Annotated in this window: 12 protein-coding genes and 2 pseudogenes; 5 read left to right on the forward strand and 9 right to left on the reverse strand. The window is 63.6% G+C overall.

The window, feature by feature from the left end; translation table 11 throughout:
- Position 1 precedes the first annotated feature (1 nt).
- On the reverse strand, positions 2-784 hold the full coding sequence (locus ACCQ09_RS15920) for a DUF429 domain-containing protein (RefSeq protein WP_228428109.1): 783 nt from the start codon (positions 782-784) through the stop codon (positions 2-4).
- A 115-nt stretch (positions 785-899) separates the two neighbouring features.
- Here ACCQ09_RS15920 and ACCQ09_RS15925 point away from each other — a divergent pair, with 115 nt between their 5' ends.
- Positions 900-1,802 carry an SDR family oxidoreductase gene (locus ACCQ09_RS15925; protein ID WP_115539803.1) on the forward strand — a complete coding sequence of 301 codons (903 nt, stop codon included), beginning with the start codon at positions 900-902 and terminating at the stop codon, positions 1,800-1,802.
- Positions 1,799-3,079 (forward strand): annotated as a pseudogene (locus ACCQ09_RS15930) (glycoside hydrolase family 15 protein); the annotation flags it as partial. The gene ACCQ09_RS15925 and the pseudogene ACCQ09_RS15930, both read left to right, overlap by 4 nt.
- A gap of 22 nt (positions 3,080-3,101) precedes the next feature.
- Here ACCQ09_RS15930 and ACCQ09_RS15935 read toward each other — a convergent pair.
- A protein-coding gene (locus ACCQ09_RS15935; RefSeq protein ID WP_087942069.1) for an IS3-like element IS476 family transposase occupies positions 3,102-4,234 on the reverse strand; the annotation gives its coding sequence in 2 pieces (ribosomal slippage) (positions 3,102-3,979 and positions 3,979-4,234; 1,134 coding nt in all).
- 66 nt (positions 4,235-4,300) lie between these two features.
- On the opposite strand from ACCQ09_RS15935, the pseudogene ACCQ09_RS15940 reads away from it, so the two are divergent.
- A pseudogene (locus ACCQ09_RS15940) lies at positions 4,301-4,834 on the forward strand (glycoside hydrolase family 15 protein); the annotation flags it as partial.
- Positions 4,835-4,891: 57 nt separating this feature from the next.
- Here ACCQ09_RS15940 and ACCQ09_RS15945 read toward each other — a convergent pair.
- From ACCQ09_RS15945 to ACCQ09_RS15955, 3 genes are all read right to left on the reverse strand, one after another.
- Complete coding sequence (locus ACCQ09_RS15945; RefSeq protein WP_227971215.1) at positions 4,892-6,211, reverse strand: glycoside hydrolase family 30 protein; 1,320 nt, start codon at positions 6,209-6,211, stop codon at positions 4,892-4,894.
- Positions 6,212-6,831: 620 nt separating this feature from the next.
- Positions 6,832-7,701 carry an NAD(P)H-hydrate dehydratase gene (locus ACCQ09_RS15950; RefSeq protein ID WP_011036276.1) on the reverse strand — a complete coding sequence of 290 codons (870 nt, stop codon included), beginning with the start codon at positions 7,699-7,701 and terminating at the stop codon, positions 6,832-6,834.
- 1 nt (position 7,702) lies between these two features.
- Positions 7,703-8,482: a histidine phosphatase family protein gene (locus tag ACCQ09_RS15955; protein WP_011036275.1), complete on the reverse strand. Its 780-nt coding sequence runs from the start codon at positions 8,480-8,482 to the stop codon at positions 7,703-7,705.
- A gap of 216 nt (positions 8,483-8,698) precedes the next feature.
- On the opposite strand from ACCQ09_RS15955, the gene ACCQ09_RS15960 reads away from it, so the two are divergent.
- The gene (locus ACCQ09_RS15960) at positions 8,699-9,328 is read left to right on the forward strand and encodes a TetR/AcrR family transcriptional regulator (RefSeq protein ID WP_011036274.1); all 630 of its coding nucleotides are present in this window, start codon (positions 8,699-8,701) and stop codon (positions 9,326-9,328) included.
- A 64-nt stretch (positions 9,329-9,392) separates the two neighbouring features.
- Here ACCQ09_RS15960 and xopAV read toward each other — a convergent pair whose 3' ends face one another.
- Positions 9,393-10,142 (reverse strand): type III secretion system effector XopAV, encoded by a 750-nt coding sequence (xopAV, locus tag ACCQ09_RS15965; protein WP_011036273.1) that lies wholly within the window; start codon positions 10,140-10,142, stop codon positions 9,393-9,395.
- A gap of 438 nt (positions 10,143-10,580) precedes the next feature.
- Here xopAV and xopQ point away from each other — a divergent pair, with 438 nt between their 5' ends.
- Positions 10,581-11,960, forward strand: a complete 1,380-nt coding sequence (gene xopQ, locus ACCQ09_RS15970) for a type III secretion system effector XopQ (RefSeq protein ID WP_040941676.1) — start codon at positions 10,581-10,583, stop codon at positions 11,958-11,960.
- A gap of 133 nt (positions 11,961-12,093) precedes the next feature.
- On the opposite strand, the gene ACCQ09_RS15975 is transcribed toward xopQ, so the two are convergent.
- The 3 genes from ACCQ09_RS15975 to ACCQ09_RS15985 form a co-directional block, all read right to left on the reverse strand.
- A complete protein-coding gene (locus ACCQ09_RS15975; protein WP_011269953.1) occupies positions 12,094-12,363 on the reverse strand; it encodes a hypothetical protein in 270 nt (89 codons plus the stop codon).
- Positions 12,360-12,656: an XAC0095 family protein gene (locus ACCQ09_RS15980; protein ID WP_011269954.1), complete on the reverse strand. Its 297-nt coding sequence runs from the start codon at positions 12,654-12,656 to the stop codon at positions 12,360-12,362. Before ACCQ09_RS15980 ends, ACCQ09_RS15975 begins: the two co-directional genes overlap by 4 nt.
- Before the next feature lie 302 nt (positions 12,657-12,958).
- On the reverse strand, positions 12,959-15,664 hold the full coding sequence (locus ACCQ09_RS15985) for a type I restriction endonuclease subunit R (protein ID WP_372386290.1): 2,706 nt from the start codon (positions 15,662-15,664) through the stop codon (positions 12,959-12,961).
- Between the last annotated feature and the right edge of the window lie 70 nt (positions 15,665-15,734).

Raw genomic sequence — 15,734 nt, forward strand, 5'->3', positions numbered from 1 at the left:
GTCAGTAGCGGATCGCCATGCGCAAGCCATGGCGGTCATGCTCCACCACCGCGGGCAAGCTGCCGGCGGTGCCTGCCGCAATCCGCTGCGCACTCCAGCACGCCACCAGCGCATCGAGCACATCATCCGGCGCAGCCAAGCGCCGCGGTACGGCCGCCAGCAGCGCCTGCACTCGCGCGTGGCCGACGTGTTCGCCGAGCAATGCCACGCGCTGTGCATGGCCGGCCGGCGTCTTCTTGCCGGCGGCGAGTCCCTGGCCGCCGTTGAGCACGGCGAACGAAACTTCCGGGTGCACCTCATGCACGCGCACAGCCCAGGCTGCATCGCTGCGCAGGGCGGCATCCCAATGGCGGATCTTGTCCAGCAACCCGAAGGACTGCACACCGAAGCCGCGCTGCTTGTCGTGATCCAGCGCACGATGCAGGCGCGATGCTTCGGGCTGCGACTGCGCATGCAACATGCCGCGTAACGGCGCAGCAAAGATGCTGCAGGCGCGGCGGCCGCCCACGAAGCGGCGTGCCTGCACGTCGGCCGCGCGCGGGGCGTGCTCACTCAGGCCAATGGGAATATCCACGCCGATGACCTCCGCCGCACGCAGTGCATGCGCCACGTCCTGCACCGTTGCGTATACGCAAATGCCAACGCGTCCTCGGTGTCCCACACCGCCAGCCAACCGCTGCGCGCGCCATCGATTCCCACCCACCGCATCGTGTACCTCGTCATTGCGCCCACTGTCGTGGTGGTGATTGACGCATATCCGCACGGTTTGAGTGCGGTCACGCATTCACACCATGCACAATATTCGTTCACCGCTGCACAGCGCATCGCTTTCCACAATGGGCGCCGCTCGGTGCGCGCCGTCTGCGTGCCCCCACTCCCCCTCGACAGGAGACCCGTGCATGTCCAGCACGAAGAACCAATATGCAATGCAGAACCCGCTCACCCAGTTTCCGCAGCCCACCTTTCCGGAGCAGACCCAGGAAGCGCCCGGCACCATCCATGAGCTGCAGCCCAAGGCCGACCATGGCGAGCAGAGCTATCAGGGCTTCGGCCGCCTGCAAGGCCGCAAGGCGCTGATCACCGGCGCGGACTCGGGCATTGGCCGCGCCACCGCCATCGCCTATGCGCGCGAAGGCGCAGACATCGTGCTCAATTACCTGCCCGAAGAAGAACAGGATGCTGCCGAGGTGGTGCAGCTCATCCAGGCCGAAGGCCGCAAGGCCATCGCCGTGCCGGGTGATCTCAAGGACGAAGCCTTCTGCAACCAGTTGGTGGAACGTGCGGTGAAAGAACTCGGCGGCCTGGATCTGCTGATCAACATCGCCGGCAAGCAGACCGCCATCAAGGACATCGCCGACATCACCACCGAGCAGTTCGACGCCACCTTCAAGACCAACGTCTACGCGATGTTCTGGCTGTGCAAGGCGGCCATCCCGCATCTGCCGCCGGGCGCCTCCATCATCAACACCGGCTCGATCCAGTCCTACCAGCCCTCGCCCACCCTGCTCGACTACGCCTCCACCAAGGCGGCCATCGTCAACTTCACCAAGGGGCTGGCACAGCAGGTGGCCGAGAAAGGCATCCGCGTCAACGCCGTGGCGCCGGGCCCGGTGTGGACGCCGCTGCAGCCCAGCGGTGGCCAGCCGCCAGAAAAGATCCCGGAATTTGGCTCGGAAACGCCGATGAAGCGCGCCGGCCAGCCGGTGGAGATGGCACCGCTGTACGTGCTGCTCGCCTCGCAGGAATCGAGCTATGTCACCGGCGAGGTGTTCGGCGCCACCGGCGGCCTGCTGCTGTCTTGAGTCGCCCCAGCGCCCAGTTCCGCCGCGATGCCAGCGGCACGTTACCGATTGCCGGCTATGCCGCCATCGGTGACGGCCGCTCGGTGGCGCTATGCGGCGCCGATGGCGGCATCGACTGGTGGTGCGTGCCGAAGATGGACGCGCCACCGTTGTTCGATCGCCTGCTCGATGCCGGCAATGGCGGTTTCTTTTCGCTGTGCCCGCGTGACCTGCAGCAGGTGGAGCGCCGTTACCGCGACGGCAGCAATGTGCTGGAAACCACCTTCATCACCGCAAGCGGCCGCGTGCGGCTCACCGAATCAGTCAACAGTGGCGAGGCCGGCCGGCTGCCGTGGTCGGAGCTGGCCCGGCGCATTGAGGGGCTGGAGGGCGAGGTGGTGTTCGATCTCATCTATCAGCCAGGCACGCGCGCCGGCGAAGCGACGCCGTGGCAGAGCGATACGCCCAACGGCCGCGTGCACCACGTTGGCCCGTTGATGACCATGCTGCGCTTCGACGCGGAGGCGGTGCAGATCGCACACTGCGACGACCGCAGCGTGCGCGGCACCTTGCGCATTGCCGCCGGCGATCGCCAGCTCGTGGCACTGCTCGCATCCGAGCGCGAAGCCTTGCCGGTGCCGCCACTGGCGGATATCGACGGCCGCATCGACCGCAGCGACCAGGAATGGCGCGAGTGGAGCGGCAACCTCAGCTACGACAACGGCTACCACGACACCGTGGTGCGCTCGGCGCTTGCGCTGAAATTCCTGTGGTTTTCGCCCACCGGCGCCATTGCCGCGGCGGTCACTACCTCGCTGCCGGAGCAGATCGGTGGCAATGGCAATTGGGACTACCGCTACGCCTGGGTGCGCGATGCCGCGTACACCACCAAGGCGTTCATGCGCGTGGGCGCACTGGCCGATGCCAAGGCCGCCTTCAGCTGGCTGATGCACACCATTCGCCGCCACCGCCCCTGGATTCGCCCCTGCTACACGCTCGATGGCGAGCTGGTACCGGATGAGCGCGAGATCGACATTGCCGGCTACCGCGACACCCGTCCGGTCCGCGTGGGCAATACCGCCAACGATCAATTGCAGTTGTGCCTGTACGGCGATGTGTTCGAGATGACCGCGCGCTTTGTCGATGCCGGCCACATCCTGGACCCGGAAACTGCACGTCAGTTGTTCGACCTGGGCAACGAATGTGCCGATGCCTGGATGCGCAAGGACGCAGGCTTCTGGGAGCTGGAGCAGGACGAGCACTACACCATGTCCAAGATCGAATGCTGGATTGACCTGCCCCCATCGTCCGTACCAGTGATTACTGATAAAGCCCGGGGTTGAAGGGTACTGCGTTGTTGGCTTGTTGTGTACGGTAGTTGGCGGCGAACTGTGCCGGCGGGATGCGACCACAACTGCTGTGCGGCCTGATCTGGTTGTAGTGGCGTCGCCAGTCTGCGATCACGTCCCGGGCTTGTGCCAACGAGGTGAACCAGTGCTCGTTGAGGCACTCGTCGCGGAACTTGCCGTTGAAGCTTTCGATGTAGGCGTTCTGCGTGGGGGCACCCGGCTCGATCAGGATGTGCTCAATGCCATGTTGCTGCGTCCAGGCAATGAAGGCGCGACTGGTGAACTCGGGGCCATTGTCGGTGCGGACCGCGCGTGGATAGCCACGGAAACACGCCGCCTGATCGAGCAGGCGCACTACGTAAGCCCCGCTGATGCCGTGATCCACGGCAATGTCCACGCTCTCGCGAGTGAAGTCGTCGACCACGGTCAGGCACTTGATGCGGCGTGCGTTGGCCAGCGCATCGAACACGAAGTCCATGCTCCAGGTGTCGTTCGGCATGGAGGACGCCAGCAGTTTCTGCCGCTCACCCACCGGACGCTTGGCCTTGCGCCGTTTGCGCACCTTCAGCTCGGCTTCCTCGTACAGGCGATAAATCTTTTTGTGATTCACGGATGGAAACTCCGGGCGCAACAAATCATGCAGTCGGCGATAGCCGAAGCGGCGGTGGGTCTGGGCCAGCTCGACCAGCCGCGCCGACAGCGCCTGCGTGGCTGGCGTCGGCACGGGTGCGTGGCGGAAAGCATCGCGGGACAGCCCCGCAAGGCGGCAAGCCCGGCGCTCGCTCAACGGGGTGTGTTCGAGCATTCGTCGGATTGCCTCGCGCTTGCGTTGCGGGGCTAGCGTTTTACCCCGAAGCCAACCTTCAGCGCTTCGATGTCCAGGTGCGCCTCGGCCAGCAACTTCTTCAATCGAGTGTTCTGGACCTCCAGTTCTTTCAGCCGCTTGGCCTCGTCGGCCTCCATTCCCCCGTACTTGGCCCGCCACTGATAAAAGCTGGCCGGGCTGAAACCATGCCGACGGCACAACTCTGCCACGGCCATGCCCGCGTCGGCCTGTTTGATAAACCCGATGATCTGCTCGGTGCTGAATCTGCTCTTCTTCATGTCCGTCCTCTTGGGTTCACGGACTTTATAGCTTCAGCTGGTACGGCTCAGTGGGGGCAGGTCAGGATGGCGCTGCGCCGTGCCAGCGAGCTGGCCAAGGCCGGCCATCTGTCGTCGGCCATGCTGCCGCGCTGGGAACGCGAGCAGGCGCGCATCCTGGCCTGGATCGACGCGCACTGCTGGTCCGAGTCCAAGCAGGCCTACACCTTCTACGCCGGCACCGACGACCTGGATGCCAGCCTGATGCTGGCCTCGCGCTTCGGCCTGGCCGAGGTGCGCCACGCCCGCATGGTCTCCACCCGCGACGCCATCCGCCGCGAGCTGGGCTGCGATGAGCTGCTGTACCGCTACAGCGGCATGCAGCAGCGCGAAGGCACATTCACCGCCTGCGCGTTCTGGATGGTGGAAGCCTACGGCTTGCTGGGCGAACGCGACGAAGCCAGGCGCCTGTTCGAGCGGCTGCTGGAGCGCCTGGGCAACGATGTGGACCTGATGCCGGAAATGGTGGACGCCAACACTGGCGATGCCCTGGGCAATCTGCCGCAGGGATTGAGCCATCTCGCCTTGATCCATGCCGCGTTGGCGGTACACGGGGAATAACGCTGCACAGGCCGAATGTGCGCGCCACTGGCATGCACATGCGCGTAGCGCCCAGCCTCACTGCGCCAGCACCACCGTCTGGATCGCATGCGCGGGAATCTCCAGCACGCTGGAGGCATCGCCCACATACAGGTTGTAGCGAATCGCCACATCCGTGGCATTCATCACCACCGTCGCCAGGCTGCCATCGCTGTTGACGAACGCGGTGGTGGCCAGGTTACTGCGGCTGCTCGCCGCACTCACCCGCTGCGCGCCGGGCCGGATGAACTTGGAAAAGTGGCCGATATACCAATAGCTCGGCGTGTAGATCACCTCGCCGGTGCGCGTGTTGGCATGCACCGGCGCAAAGCAATAGTTGCCCACGTGATTGGGGCCGCCGTGCTCGTCCAGCAGGATGTTCCAGTCCGTCCAACCCACCGCACCGTGATTGAGGTCGTTGATGATGGCCGTGCCATAGCGCTCGCCATTGGGCCAGTGCTGCAGCTTGGCCGGGTCGAACTTTTCCACCGCCGCTTCGGTGAGCAGCAGGTGCTTGTCCGGGTACGCCTGTGCCACCGCCGCCACGTTCTCCACCATCGGCGCGAACCCGGCCCAGGTTTCGTACCAGTGGAAGCCCATGCCCCACGCATATTTGGAAGCCTCCGGATCATCGAAGATCACATGCGCGCGGTGCACCATCATGTCGCGGTTATGGTCCCACACGATGATCTTGCGATCGCCATAGCCGGCCTTGGCCATGGTGGGGCCCAGATGATTCTTGAGGAAGTCGCGCTCTTCTTCCGCAGAAAACAGCATCGACTCCCAGGTCTGCACTGCCATCGGCTCGTTCTGCAGGCTGATGCCCCAGATCGGGATGCCGGCCTTTTCATACGCGGCAATGAAGCGCGTGTAGTACGTGGCCCAGGCCTGCGCATATTCGGGCAACAGCTTGCCGCCCTTGAGCATGGCGTTGCTGTCTTTCATGAAGGCCGGCGCGCTCCACGGGCTGGCAAACGTGGTGAGCGTGCCACCGGCCGCAGCAATGGCCTGACGCAGCATCGGAATGCGGTATTTCGCATCGTGCTGCACCGAAAAGGTCTTCAGCGCCGCGTCGCCTTCCTTGATATAGGTGTAGCTGCCACTGCTGAAATCCGAGCTATGGATGGTGGTCCGCGCCAGCGTGTAGCCGATGCCCTTGTCCGGGTCGTAGTAGGCGGTGAGCAGTTGCCGCTGCACCTGCTTGGGCAGTTTGGCGAAGGTTTCCGCGCTGGAATCGGTGATCGCCCCACCAATGCCCAGCAACGCCTGAAACCGCCGCTGTGGATTGACGAAGATGGAGTTCTCTTTCTCGGTCAACGCATGTCCGGCCGTGGGCGCATCGACAGTGCTGACACGCATCTGCTGCGTTGCGCCTTGGGCAGAGGTGTAAACGCGTAGTGCGCCGGCAGTTGCTGCTGGCGGAACAGCAGCATCCGCAACCGCAGCCTCTACCGCCTTCGATGCGGGCGTGGATGCAGATGCCGTCGATGCCGGCACCGGAATAGGCGTTGCTGTTGCTGTTGCTGTTGCTGTTGTTGCTGTTGTTGCTGTTGTTGTTGCTGCTGTTGCTGCTGTTGCAGATGCAGAAGCAGATGCCAACACCGTTTCAGTCGCAGCACCCCAAACTCCCAGAACCCCCACCATCGACCACGCAATCGCTCGCTTCACCGTGCACCCTCCCAGGTTGGTGACCAAGCCTAACCGACCAACGCGGCGCAACATCGCGCCACAAACGAGCGCAACCATGCATCCTTCCACCATCGGACACTTCCTTCTCCCCTCGGGAGAAGGTGGCCCGAAGGGCCGGATGAGGGTACGTCTGCCAAGAGTGCGACCCGCCCCCGGCAATCAAGGCAACAACATAAACCCCAACTGGAAAGACAGCCCCACGACTTCAGCAAACGTACCCTCACCCCAACCCCTCTCCCGCTGGAGAGGGGCTTTTGGTCTGCGCACGGCATCAACGCAACGAGCGTCGATCATCCCCTCGGCAACCGGTCCAGGATCCCCGGCACTTCCGGCGGAATTTCGCGCGCCAGAAACCCCACCGTGCCAATGCGCTTGGCCAACTGCTTGCCCGCCGTTGCATGCACAAACACGCCCCACAGTGCAGCGGTCAGCGCATCGCATCCACGCGCGGCAAAACCGGCAATCAGGCCGGCCAAGGTATCGCCCGAGCCCGAGGTGCCCAGCCCCGGCACACCGCCGCGGTGCACCCACAGCGCACCGTCCGGCCCGGCGACAAAACTGTCTGCGCCTTTCACGATCACCACGCTGCGCATCTTCTTGGCAAACGCCAATGCGTAGTCGGCGGGCGCCGCTTCCACTGCTGCCTTGTCATCGCCGGCCAGGGCCGCCATCTCGCCCGCATGTGGCGTCAACACGAAGGGCCGTCCCAGGGGCGCACGCAGCCGTGGCGACAATGCACCGGCATCCAGCACCAACGTGCACACCGCCTGGTCGATCGCGCGTTTGACCAACGCCGCAGTGGTGTTGGTCGATGCCATGCCCGGGCCGATCACCGCCGCATCGCATGCGCTCATGGCCGCATCCAGCGCACGATGGCCGCGCACGATCTCGCCCTGCCCGTTTTCGCCCAGCCCCAGCACCAACGCCTCGGGCATGGCCAAGGCCATGCCTGGCGCCACGCTGGCCGCGGTGGCGAGCTGCAACTTGCCCGCACCTGCGCGCAAGGCCGCCTCGCCCGCCAGCATCACCGCACCGGGCACGCGCGCCGAGCCGCCCACAATCAACACACGCCCGCGCTGCTCCTTGTCGCCGCCCGGCGCCGGCAGCGGCTGTGCGCGCAAGGCCGCAGCGGTAACGGTGCGCACGCGTGGCCCGGTCATCTCAGCGTGCTCCTGCCGGCCGATCGGATTCGGTGGTCACCGGCTCATCCGCCAGCTCCGGCGGCACGAACTTGGTGCGCACCAGTTCCAGCGACTGCCCATCGGCCACCGCGGCGTATTCGGTCACCCCGCAATTGGGCACATCGCCCTCGCGGTCGATCGCCAGGATGGTGGCCTCGTCCATCTGCTCGATCAGATACCGGAAGCAATTGACGATCACCTGGTGCCCCACGATCAGCACCCGCGCGCCCACATGATTGCGCTGCAGATCGCCCACGATGCTGCGCAGGCGAAAAATCACATCGCACCAGCTCTCCCCACCCGGCGGGCGGAAGTAGAACTTGCCCACCAACTTGCGCTGCTCCGACAACTCCGGAAACGTGGCGATGATGCCGGCCGTGGTGTAGCGGTCCAGTACGCCGAATTCTTTTTCGCGCAACCGCTCGTCCACGCTCACGGCCGTGTCTGGCTGGCCCATCGCACGCGCCACCGCCAAGGCGGTCTGGCACGCACGCACATAGGTGGAACTCAGGATCAACGTGGGCCGCTCATGCTCCGGCAAGCCGGCCATCCACGCACCCAGCGCCCGCGCCTGGCGCTCGCCCAATGCTGAGAGCGGCACATCCGCATCACGGTGCTCCAGGTCGATCAACGTCGCGCCATTGGACTCGGCCACATCGCGCGCCACGTTACCTGCGCTCTGCCCATGCCGCACCACCCACAACCGCGCCGGCCATTGCGCCGAGACACCGGCAACCGCACTGTTCTCACTCACACCCATCTCCTGCACAACCGGACTCCACGTGTCGCACAGCGGCCGTGAACGGCTGGTCGATCACCGCCACCCACTGCCGCCGCATCGCGCCACCGGTGTCATCTCTGCGCCAGCCCCCAGCGCCGTGCAATGGACGTGACCGGCGCCTCATCCAGGCCGCGCCATCCAACGGATGCGTAACCCCGCGCCGGTATACTGCAGGCCCCGTCCAGACCGCTCGCCATGTCCAACGTCCTTCTGCTGCGTACCGCAAAACAGCGCGAAGAACTCTTGGTCGACGAAGTGCTGGACGCCGCCGAACGCTGCATCGACGAGATCGGCCTGTCGGCCACCAGCTTCGAGCTCATCGCCGAACGCGCGCGGCTGTCTTGCGGCACCCTGCTGCAACGCTTCGAAGACAAGGACGCGCTGGTGCGCGCCTTGCTGGAGCGCAACTACATGCGCGCCATCCGCCAGATGTGGCTGGTGGAACGCCCGGCCAACGTGCACGTGGTGGATTTCATCGCCGGCCTGCTCGAAGAATGGCTGCTGCAGGAAATCAACATCAAACGCACCCGCATCGACCTGGAACTGCACCTGGCCACCCTGCGCGACCCGGTGCTGGCCGCCTTTATGCGCCGGCAGAGCGCATCGCTGATCGAACATCTCAGCGCCCTGCTCAAGCGCCTGCTGCGCGGCCACGCCGACCCGGCCAGCAGCGAGCAGGAATTCCAGGCCCGCGTCTTCGCCGTGGCCGCCATGTGCGGCGGCCTGCACAACGTAATGACCAGCGGCATGGAACTCAACCGCATGCATCTGCAGTTGATCTTGCGAGAGAGTTTGTCTGGGATTTTGAAGTCTGCGCCGGTGTAGTTCGGAAAACCCGGCAGGGCATGCGTGGCCCGCCACTCCAACCAGCAACGCGTGGGATCACCTTTCAACTGCCGTACGATGCAGACGCCTCTGCAGACGCGCGGGCTCTTGCGGCCAAGAGCAGTTGCGTGACCAATGCGTAGGCGTCGTCGCCAACGCCGCTGGCAGCGCGCCAGAGCTCTGGCGGCAGCCGGGAACGGTCTGCCGTTGCCAGGTTCTGAAGATCTGCTGCCAGCGCAGCTGCCTCTTCTTCGGTCATCTCACCCCCGGGACCGGCCACCTCCCCCTTGTTCACCATGGCAACGGCCGCGTCCAGGCATGCTTCGGTGACGCCCAACTCCTTCGCCCTGTCGGCCTTGCTGACACTCGTCTGCGACTGCGCTTGCAGGTACCGGTTCGCCAGATACTGCACGGCAGACAGCGTGCCCATCACCACGGCGTAGGCCAAGGCCGGCGCAAGCGTGACACCCGCATTCTTTTTCCAGGACACCTCCCCTTTTGCATAGTCATATGCCGCCGCAGCGGGCGCATGCACCGCGTCCAGAACTGCGGCTTCGGCTGGCCCTGCGACCGCAGAGGTGGCAAACCGCGCTGCCTGCAGCCCGGTATTCGCAATGTGCACACCGATAGGCACGCGTGGGGCCTTGAGCCGCGCCGCACGCACGGGCGCACGCGACAGGTCTTGCTTCAATTGTGGATTGGCCTGCGGGTCGCCGCGTTGCGAGGAGTAACCCACCTCACGCGGGGCCTGCGCCTCGCGCTGATCGTGTCTTACCGCTTCACGAGCCACAGAAGTCACTGGGAAGGAACCCATGCCTCACCTCTTAGAACAGATTCACCAAAGTGCTTGCGTACCACTCTGCTACGCAAGCGTCATTGCGCTTGGCGCAAGACCGAAAAAATGGACGGTCTGGCGACGTGCATGCGTCGCAGCGCGCTCAGCCAGCAGACGATGCAGAAGCCTTTACAGATGCGCGGCTTCGCGCAGCCGCAAGTAAGTGACTGACCAATCCATCTGACAACGGCGTAGAAGGCAGTCGTCAGGCAGACGGCAATCGCATCGTGAGGGCGCAGGATCTCTGCAGATCGCAACGCGCGCCATGCTGATGGTCACGCTTTCACACTCGAAGCAGTGCAACAGGCAACCTGCGCTTCGTGTCGTTGCAACGCCCTTCGCCGATCGATATCCCAGGGAATGGAGCCGCCTCCATCCTGATCGCTTCATTGGCCAGCATCGACGCGAGGACAGCAGATGGATTCCATCAGGCATCGCCCCACACTGCATGTGCCCGCAGGCGCTCATGCAACGTCCGGGTCTACGGGTGAGCGCACTGCAACCGTGTCGGCAGATCAACACCTGCCCTGCGCGCAGATCAGCGATGGGGCGCTGCAGGCAATGCCGCGGAAAAGACCACAAGGCGCTGCCGTCCTCAAACGCTCACTCAGTGCGCCTGCGCTGACGGCAACACAGCGCCGAATGCTTGCCGAACTCGGGGCCGAAGGCGGTACGTGCCTGACGCCCGACGAAGCAGCGGTGCTGCGGGAGCTCAGTTTCCACACCCCGGCGACACCGCGCGACACGGTGCTGTTTACCGACCCCAACAAGGACCCCGACGATGTGGTCGCCTACACCATCGGCAAGCAACTGCAGGTAACGGGCTTTGTACGCCTCACCGACGTTGCGGTGACCTTGGGCGATGCCAGCGTGCGCGAGGAGCGCGCCCGGCTCGCAAAGGGCGTGTTCAACCGCCTGCAACTCCCCAATGTGCGTGTCTCACGCGGGCAGGATTACCTGATGAGTGCGAAACAGGCCAAGGACCATGCCAAATTCCTGCAGGAAGGCCAGGGGTTGCGTGCGGAATCGGCCGAAATTTGCGACAACAGCCTGCAAGCGCTGCACGAGCGCCTGATGCAGGCACCGCAGGGGCTGAGCATGGTGGTGATTGCCGGCATGACCGACGCCCATGCGCTGGTCGATGCGCATCCGGCGCTTGTGCGCGAGCGCGTCAAGAGCATCACCATCATGGGGGGCGTCGAGCCGGCCAGGGACGCCGACGGCCATGTGCAGCCCGACGCACGCGCCTACAACAATGCGACAGACCTGGACGCGGCCTGTGGCCTGTACCGCAAGGCACAGCAACTGCAGATCCCGTTGCGCATCGTGACCAAGGAAGCTGCCTACAAGACAGCGGTGTCGCCCTCGTTCTACGAAGGCCTGGCGAAGAGTGGGCATTCGGTGGGCAGATATCTCGAAGACGTGCAGAAAAACGCCTTGAACGGCTTGTGGGAAGGGATTCAGGCAGGGCTGCTTCCGGGCCTGGATCAGGCGTGGTTCTTTCGCACGTTCACCGCAGGCGCACTACCGCAGGCAAACGGCCCGCAAGAGGGCGCAAACCAAGCCATGGCCTTCGACCAGATCTGGCCGAGGGTCACCAAACTCAACTTGTACGACCCGTTGACGCTGCTGGCCTCGGTTCCCGGCGCGGCAGGCATGCTGTTCACGCCAAGGCAGATACAGGCCGATGGACTCAGCGTTGTGGAGCAGGTGAGCGAAAACGAGGTCAAGCATCCGGAGAAGGCAAAACGGTTGATGTCCGCCTTGGCAAAAGCGGCGCTTGCCACGAAACAATGACGACCGATCGTTCTGCAGACGCGATACGCCGGGTTCTGCAGATCGGCCGCTGCACGCAGCGACGGGTGGCGCTTGTATCTGCCACGCCAACGCGCAGGCACCATGGGCGCAGGGAGCAGACAAGACAGGGCCATCAAAGCCGCTGAAGCGCCAACTGGTCCAGGATGGTGCGCATGGCACCGGCCGCATCGAAGATGGCGCTGCCCAGCACGGGCAAGGTGCCGCGGCCCAGCCGATCGGCGTTGCCGGCAGCGATCACATCGCCATGGGCGGCGATGGTCAGCAGCAACTGATCCAGCGCATCCACTTGCTCCAGGGTGATGGCGAAGGCAAACACCTCACGCGGCTTGTCATCTCCTGCCCGCCTGCGCGCGCGGGCCGACGCCATCACCGTCCGGCTCATGCGGCCTCCCCGTCGTCAGCACGCGCGTTGTCAGAGGCGTCGGGCTCCAGGCGCGCGGGCCACTGCACCTGCGCCAGTGCCTGCGTTACTTGCTCGGCCAGCAGCTCCAGGCAGCACGCCAGCTCGTCCAAGCGGATAGCCGGTTGCCTCGCCTGCTCTTCGGCCTGCGTACCTGGCTGCGCCAAGCGCGCCAAAAATCGCATGTGATCACGTAACTGCTGCAGGCGGTATTGCGCGTGCTCTGGCAGGTAGTAACCCGGGTGTGACTGCGCATCTCGTACAACGTCCGACATGGCCTGCTCCTCATTCCATGGAATCAGCCCGCCCGCCGCAAGGCGACGGACGGGAAGTCGGGAGGCTCGAAACCGCTAACAGCCGGCGGGCGTATTCCCCTTACGGGTGTTGTATTAGCCGCCCTCCCGACGCAGAGCATCACGTCGGTTGCACCCACAAAAGTTGCAGGCACAAAAAACCCACCGGTTTGTCGGAGGTGGGTACCGCTGTTAGCGGAGTTTCGAGGCTCCGTGGGGTGATCGTGCTACTGGTTGGCTGGCGCGTCAAGATGCTTGAGTACGTCTGCTCTCCCCAGCTGCCCCTATGAAGTAGGGCCGTCGCCAGGCAAGGACCTGCGCGATTTTTCAAAAATTTCGAAAGCTAGGTGCTCACTAGCCGCAGACCGGAACTCACGATCAGTCATGATCCTCGAGAAAATCTCTTCGTTGCCCTCCATTCGCTCAATGAAGAGCTCATCAAGCACCCTTCCCAGGTACGCAGTGAAGTCGCGGAGGTTATTTGCCTTTGCCGCCTCCTTGATCTGCTCGCTGGCTTCGGCGGAGATTTTTATCTGGTCGAAGAACAGCTGATCCGCCTCGTTGAAGTCAGTACCGAATCTGACATTCAGCTTTTCTACCAGGCTCGATAGGGAAACTGCTTCATCAGCCACTCGTGATGTGCCGACATCGGTGGGCCCCTTCAGCGAATACAACTCGCCTTGAGTTAGATCAATGGATCCATCGGTGAGCTGCTGCATGCGGTAGTAGCGCAGGCTCACCTCATCATCCAGCACGAACGCCTTGCCATCGTCGGCAGGCGGCAGCTTGGTCATGAAGTTTCGCACGAATGTGTAGAGCTTTTCCAGATCGCTGTCCTGATAAGGCACGATCTGGGAAAGGAAGGCATACAGGTTGCGGTAGGCCGTCAGCAGCCCGCGAAACTCGTCCTGCTTCTCCTCCTCCTGGGCCTTGAAGCGCTGCACGACCGCATCCAGGACAGCATTCATCTGCTTGTGGTCGCTACCAGAGTGCTCGCGCTTTGGGCGATACCAGGCTTGTGCGAAGGCATCCACGTCGGCCGGAGTCAGAATGGCCGGGGTTAGCAGCTTGTGCTGCAGTTCGGATAGCTTCTCAGGCCCGGCATTCTCGCCAATCGGCGTGCTCTCGTAGTACGGCTTGAACGCCTTATGGATGTCTTCTTCCTTGTTCACGAAGTCTAGTACCAGGGTGCGCTTCTTGCCCGGCGCCATGCGGTTCAGCCGCGACAACGTTTGCACCGCCTGCACGCCGGCCAGCTTCTTGACGACATACATGGTCTGCAGCAACGGCTGGTCGAAGCCAGTCTGGTACTTTTCGGCCACCAGCAGCACGCGGTAGTCGTCGCGCTCGAAGGCTTCCGGCAATTCGCTTTCTGCCAGCCCGTCATTCATGGCCACTTCGGTGTAGCTCGCACCCGGATCCTCCGGATCTTCCACCGTTCCGGAAAACGCAACCAGCGAGCGAATGCCGTCGTAGCGGTTGTCCTTGATGTAACGGTCGAAGGCCAGCTTGTACTTCACCGCAGCCAGCCGCGAGCCCGTGACCACCATCGCCTTGGCGCGACCGCCCAGTTCATGCATCACGTGCAGACGGAAGTGCTCCACGATCACGGACACCACCTGCTCAATGTTGACAGGGTGCAGTTCCATGTACCGGGTCAGCGCCTTGGCTGCCTGCTTGCGCGATACTTCCGGGTCGTTCTCCACCTGCTTGATCAGGCCGAAAAAGCGCTTGTACGTGGTGTAGTTGGCCAGCACGTCCATGATGAAGCCTTCCTCGATGGCCTGGCGCATGCTGTATTCGTGGAACGGCGACTCGCCTGACGGCCCCGGCGTATCGAACAACACCTTGGTCTTGAACTTGGGCGTGGCAGTAAATGCAAAGAAGCTGAGGTTGGGCTGGCGGGCACGCTTCTGTGCCTCACGCAGAATCGCCGCGCGGGTGGCCTCATCAAGCTCGTCATCCTCTTCGTCCGACAGCTGCGCAGCCACCGCCGCTTCAATGCCATCGCGGTTGAGCATGCCGCGCAGGGTCATGGCCGTTTCGCCGCTCTGCGAAGAATGGGCCTCGTCCACGATGACCGCAAAGCGCTTGCCTGCTGTATCAAGCTTGACGTCCTCGCCATCGGCTTCCAACCGGGCCAGCGCACGCGCGATGAAGGGAAATTTCTGGATGGTGCTGATAATGATCGGCGTGCCGCCAGACAAAGCCCGCGCCAACTGCCGGGTGTCCTCGTCGATCTTCTCCACTACGCCGGTCTTGTGCTCAAACTGGTAGATTGTGTTCTGCAACTGCTGGTCCAGAACGCGGCGATCAGTCACCACCACCACCGAATGGAACACCTTTTCCTCATGGGTGTCGTGCAGGCTGGCCAGCCGATGCGCCAACCAGGCAATGGAATTGGACTTGCCCGACCCGGCCGAGTGCTGCACCAGGTAGTTGTGGCCTGAGCCATGCTCACGCGCGTGGCCCACGAGCCGACGCACCGCATCTAGCTGGTGGTAGCGCGGGAAGATCATCGTCTCCTTGCGCACCGTGCGCACGCCTTTATCGGTGGTGATCTTGCGTTCCTTGATCTCCAGGTGCATGAAGCGCTGCAAGATATCCAGCAGGCTATCTGCATTCAGCACCTCATCCCACAGGTAGTGGGTTTTCCAGTTGCCTGGTACAGGCGGGTTGCCCGCACCGTGCGCATGGCCGCGATTGAACGGCAGAAACACGGTCTCACGCCCTTTCAGCCGGGTGGTCATCCACGCCTCATCCGGGTCCACGGCAAAATGCACCAGCGCACGCTGCTTGAAAGCGAACAGCCTGTCACGCTCATCGCGGTCATGCTGGTACTGGTGAATGGCCTCGCTTGCAGGCTGACCGGTCAAGGGGTTTTTCAGTTCCACCGTGACCACCGGCAGTCCGTTGACCGCTAGAGTGACGTCGATGATGCAACGCTTTGGCTTACCGTCCGGCCGCTTCAGCACCGAGGCAAAGTTCACCTGCCGGGTAATGGTCAGGCGGTTGTGTGCATACTTCGCTGCGGCTTCGGGATTCATGCCGGAATTGGGA

Source organism: Xanthomonas sp. NCPPB 2586 (genome assembly GCF_041475775.2).
In the GTDB taxonomy this organism is placed as follows: Bacteria; Pseudomonadota; Gammaproteobacteria; order Xanthomonadales; family Xanthomonadaceae; genus Xanthomonas; species Xanthomonas campestris.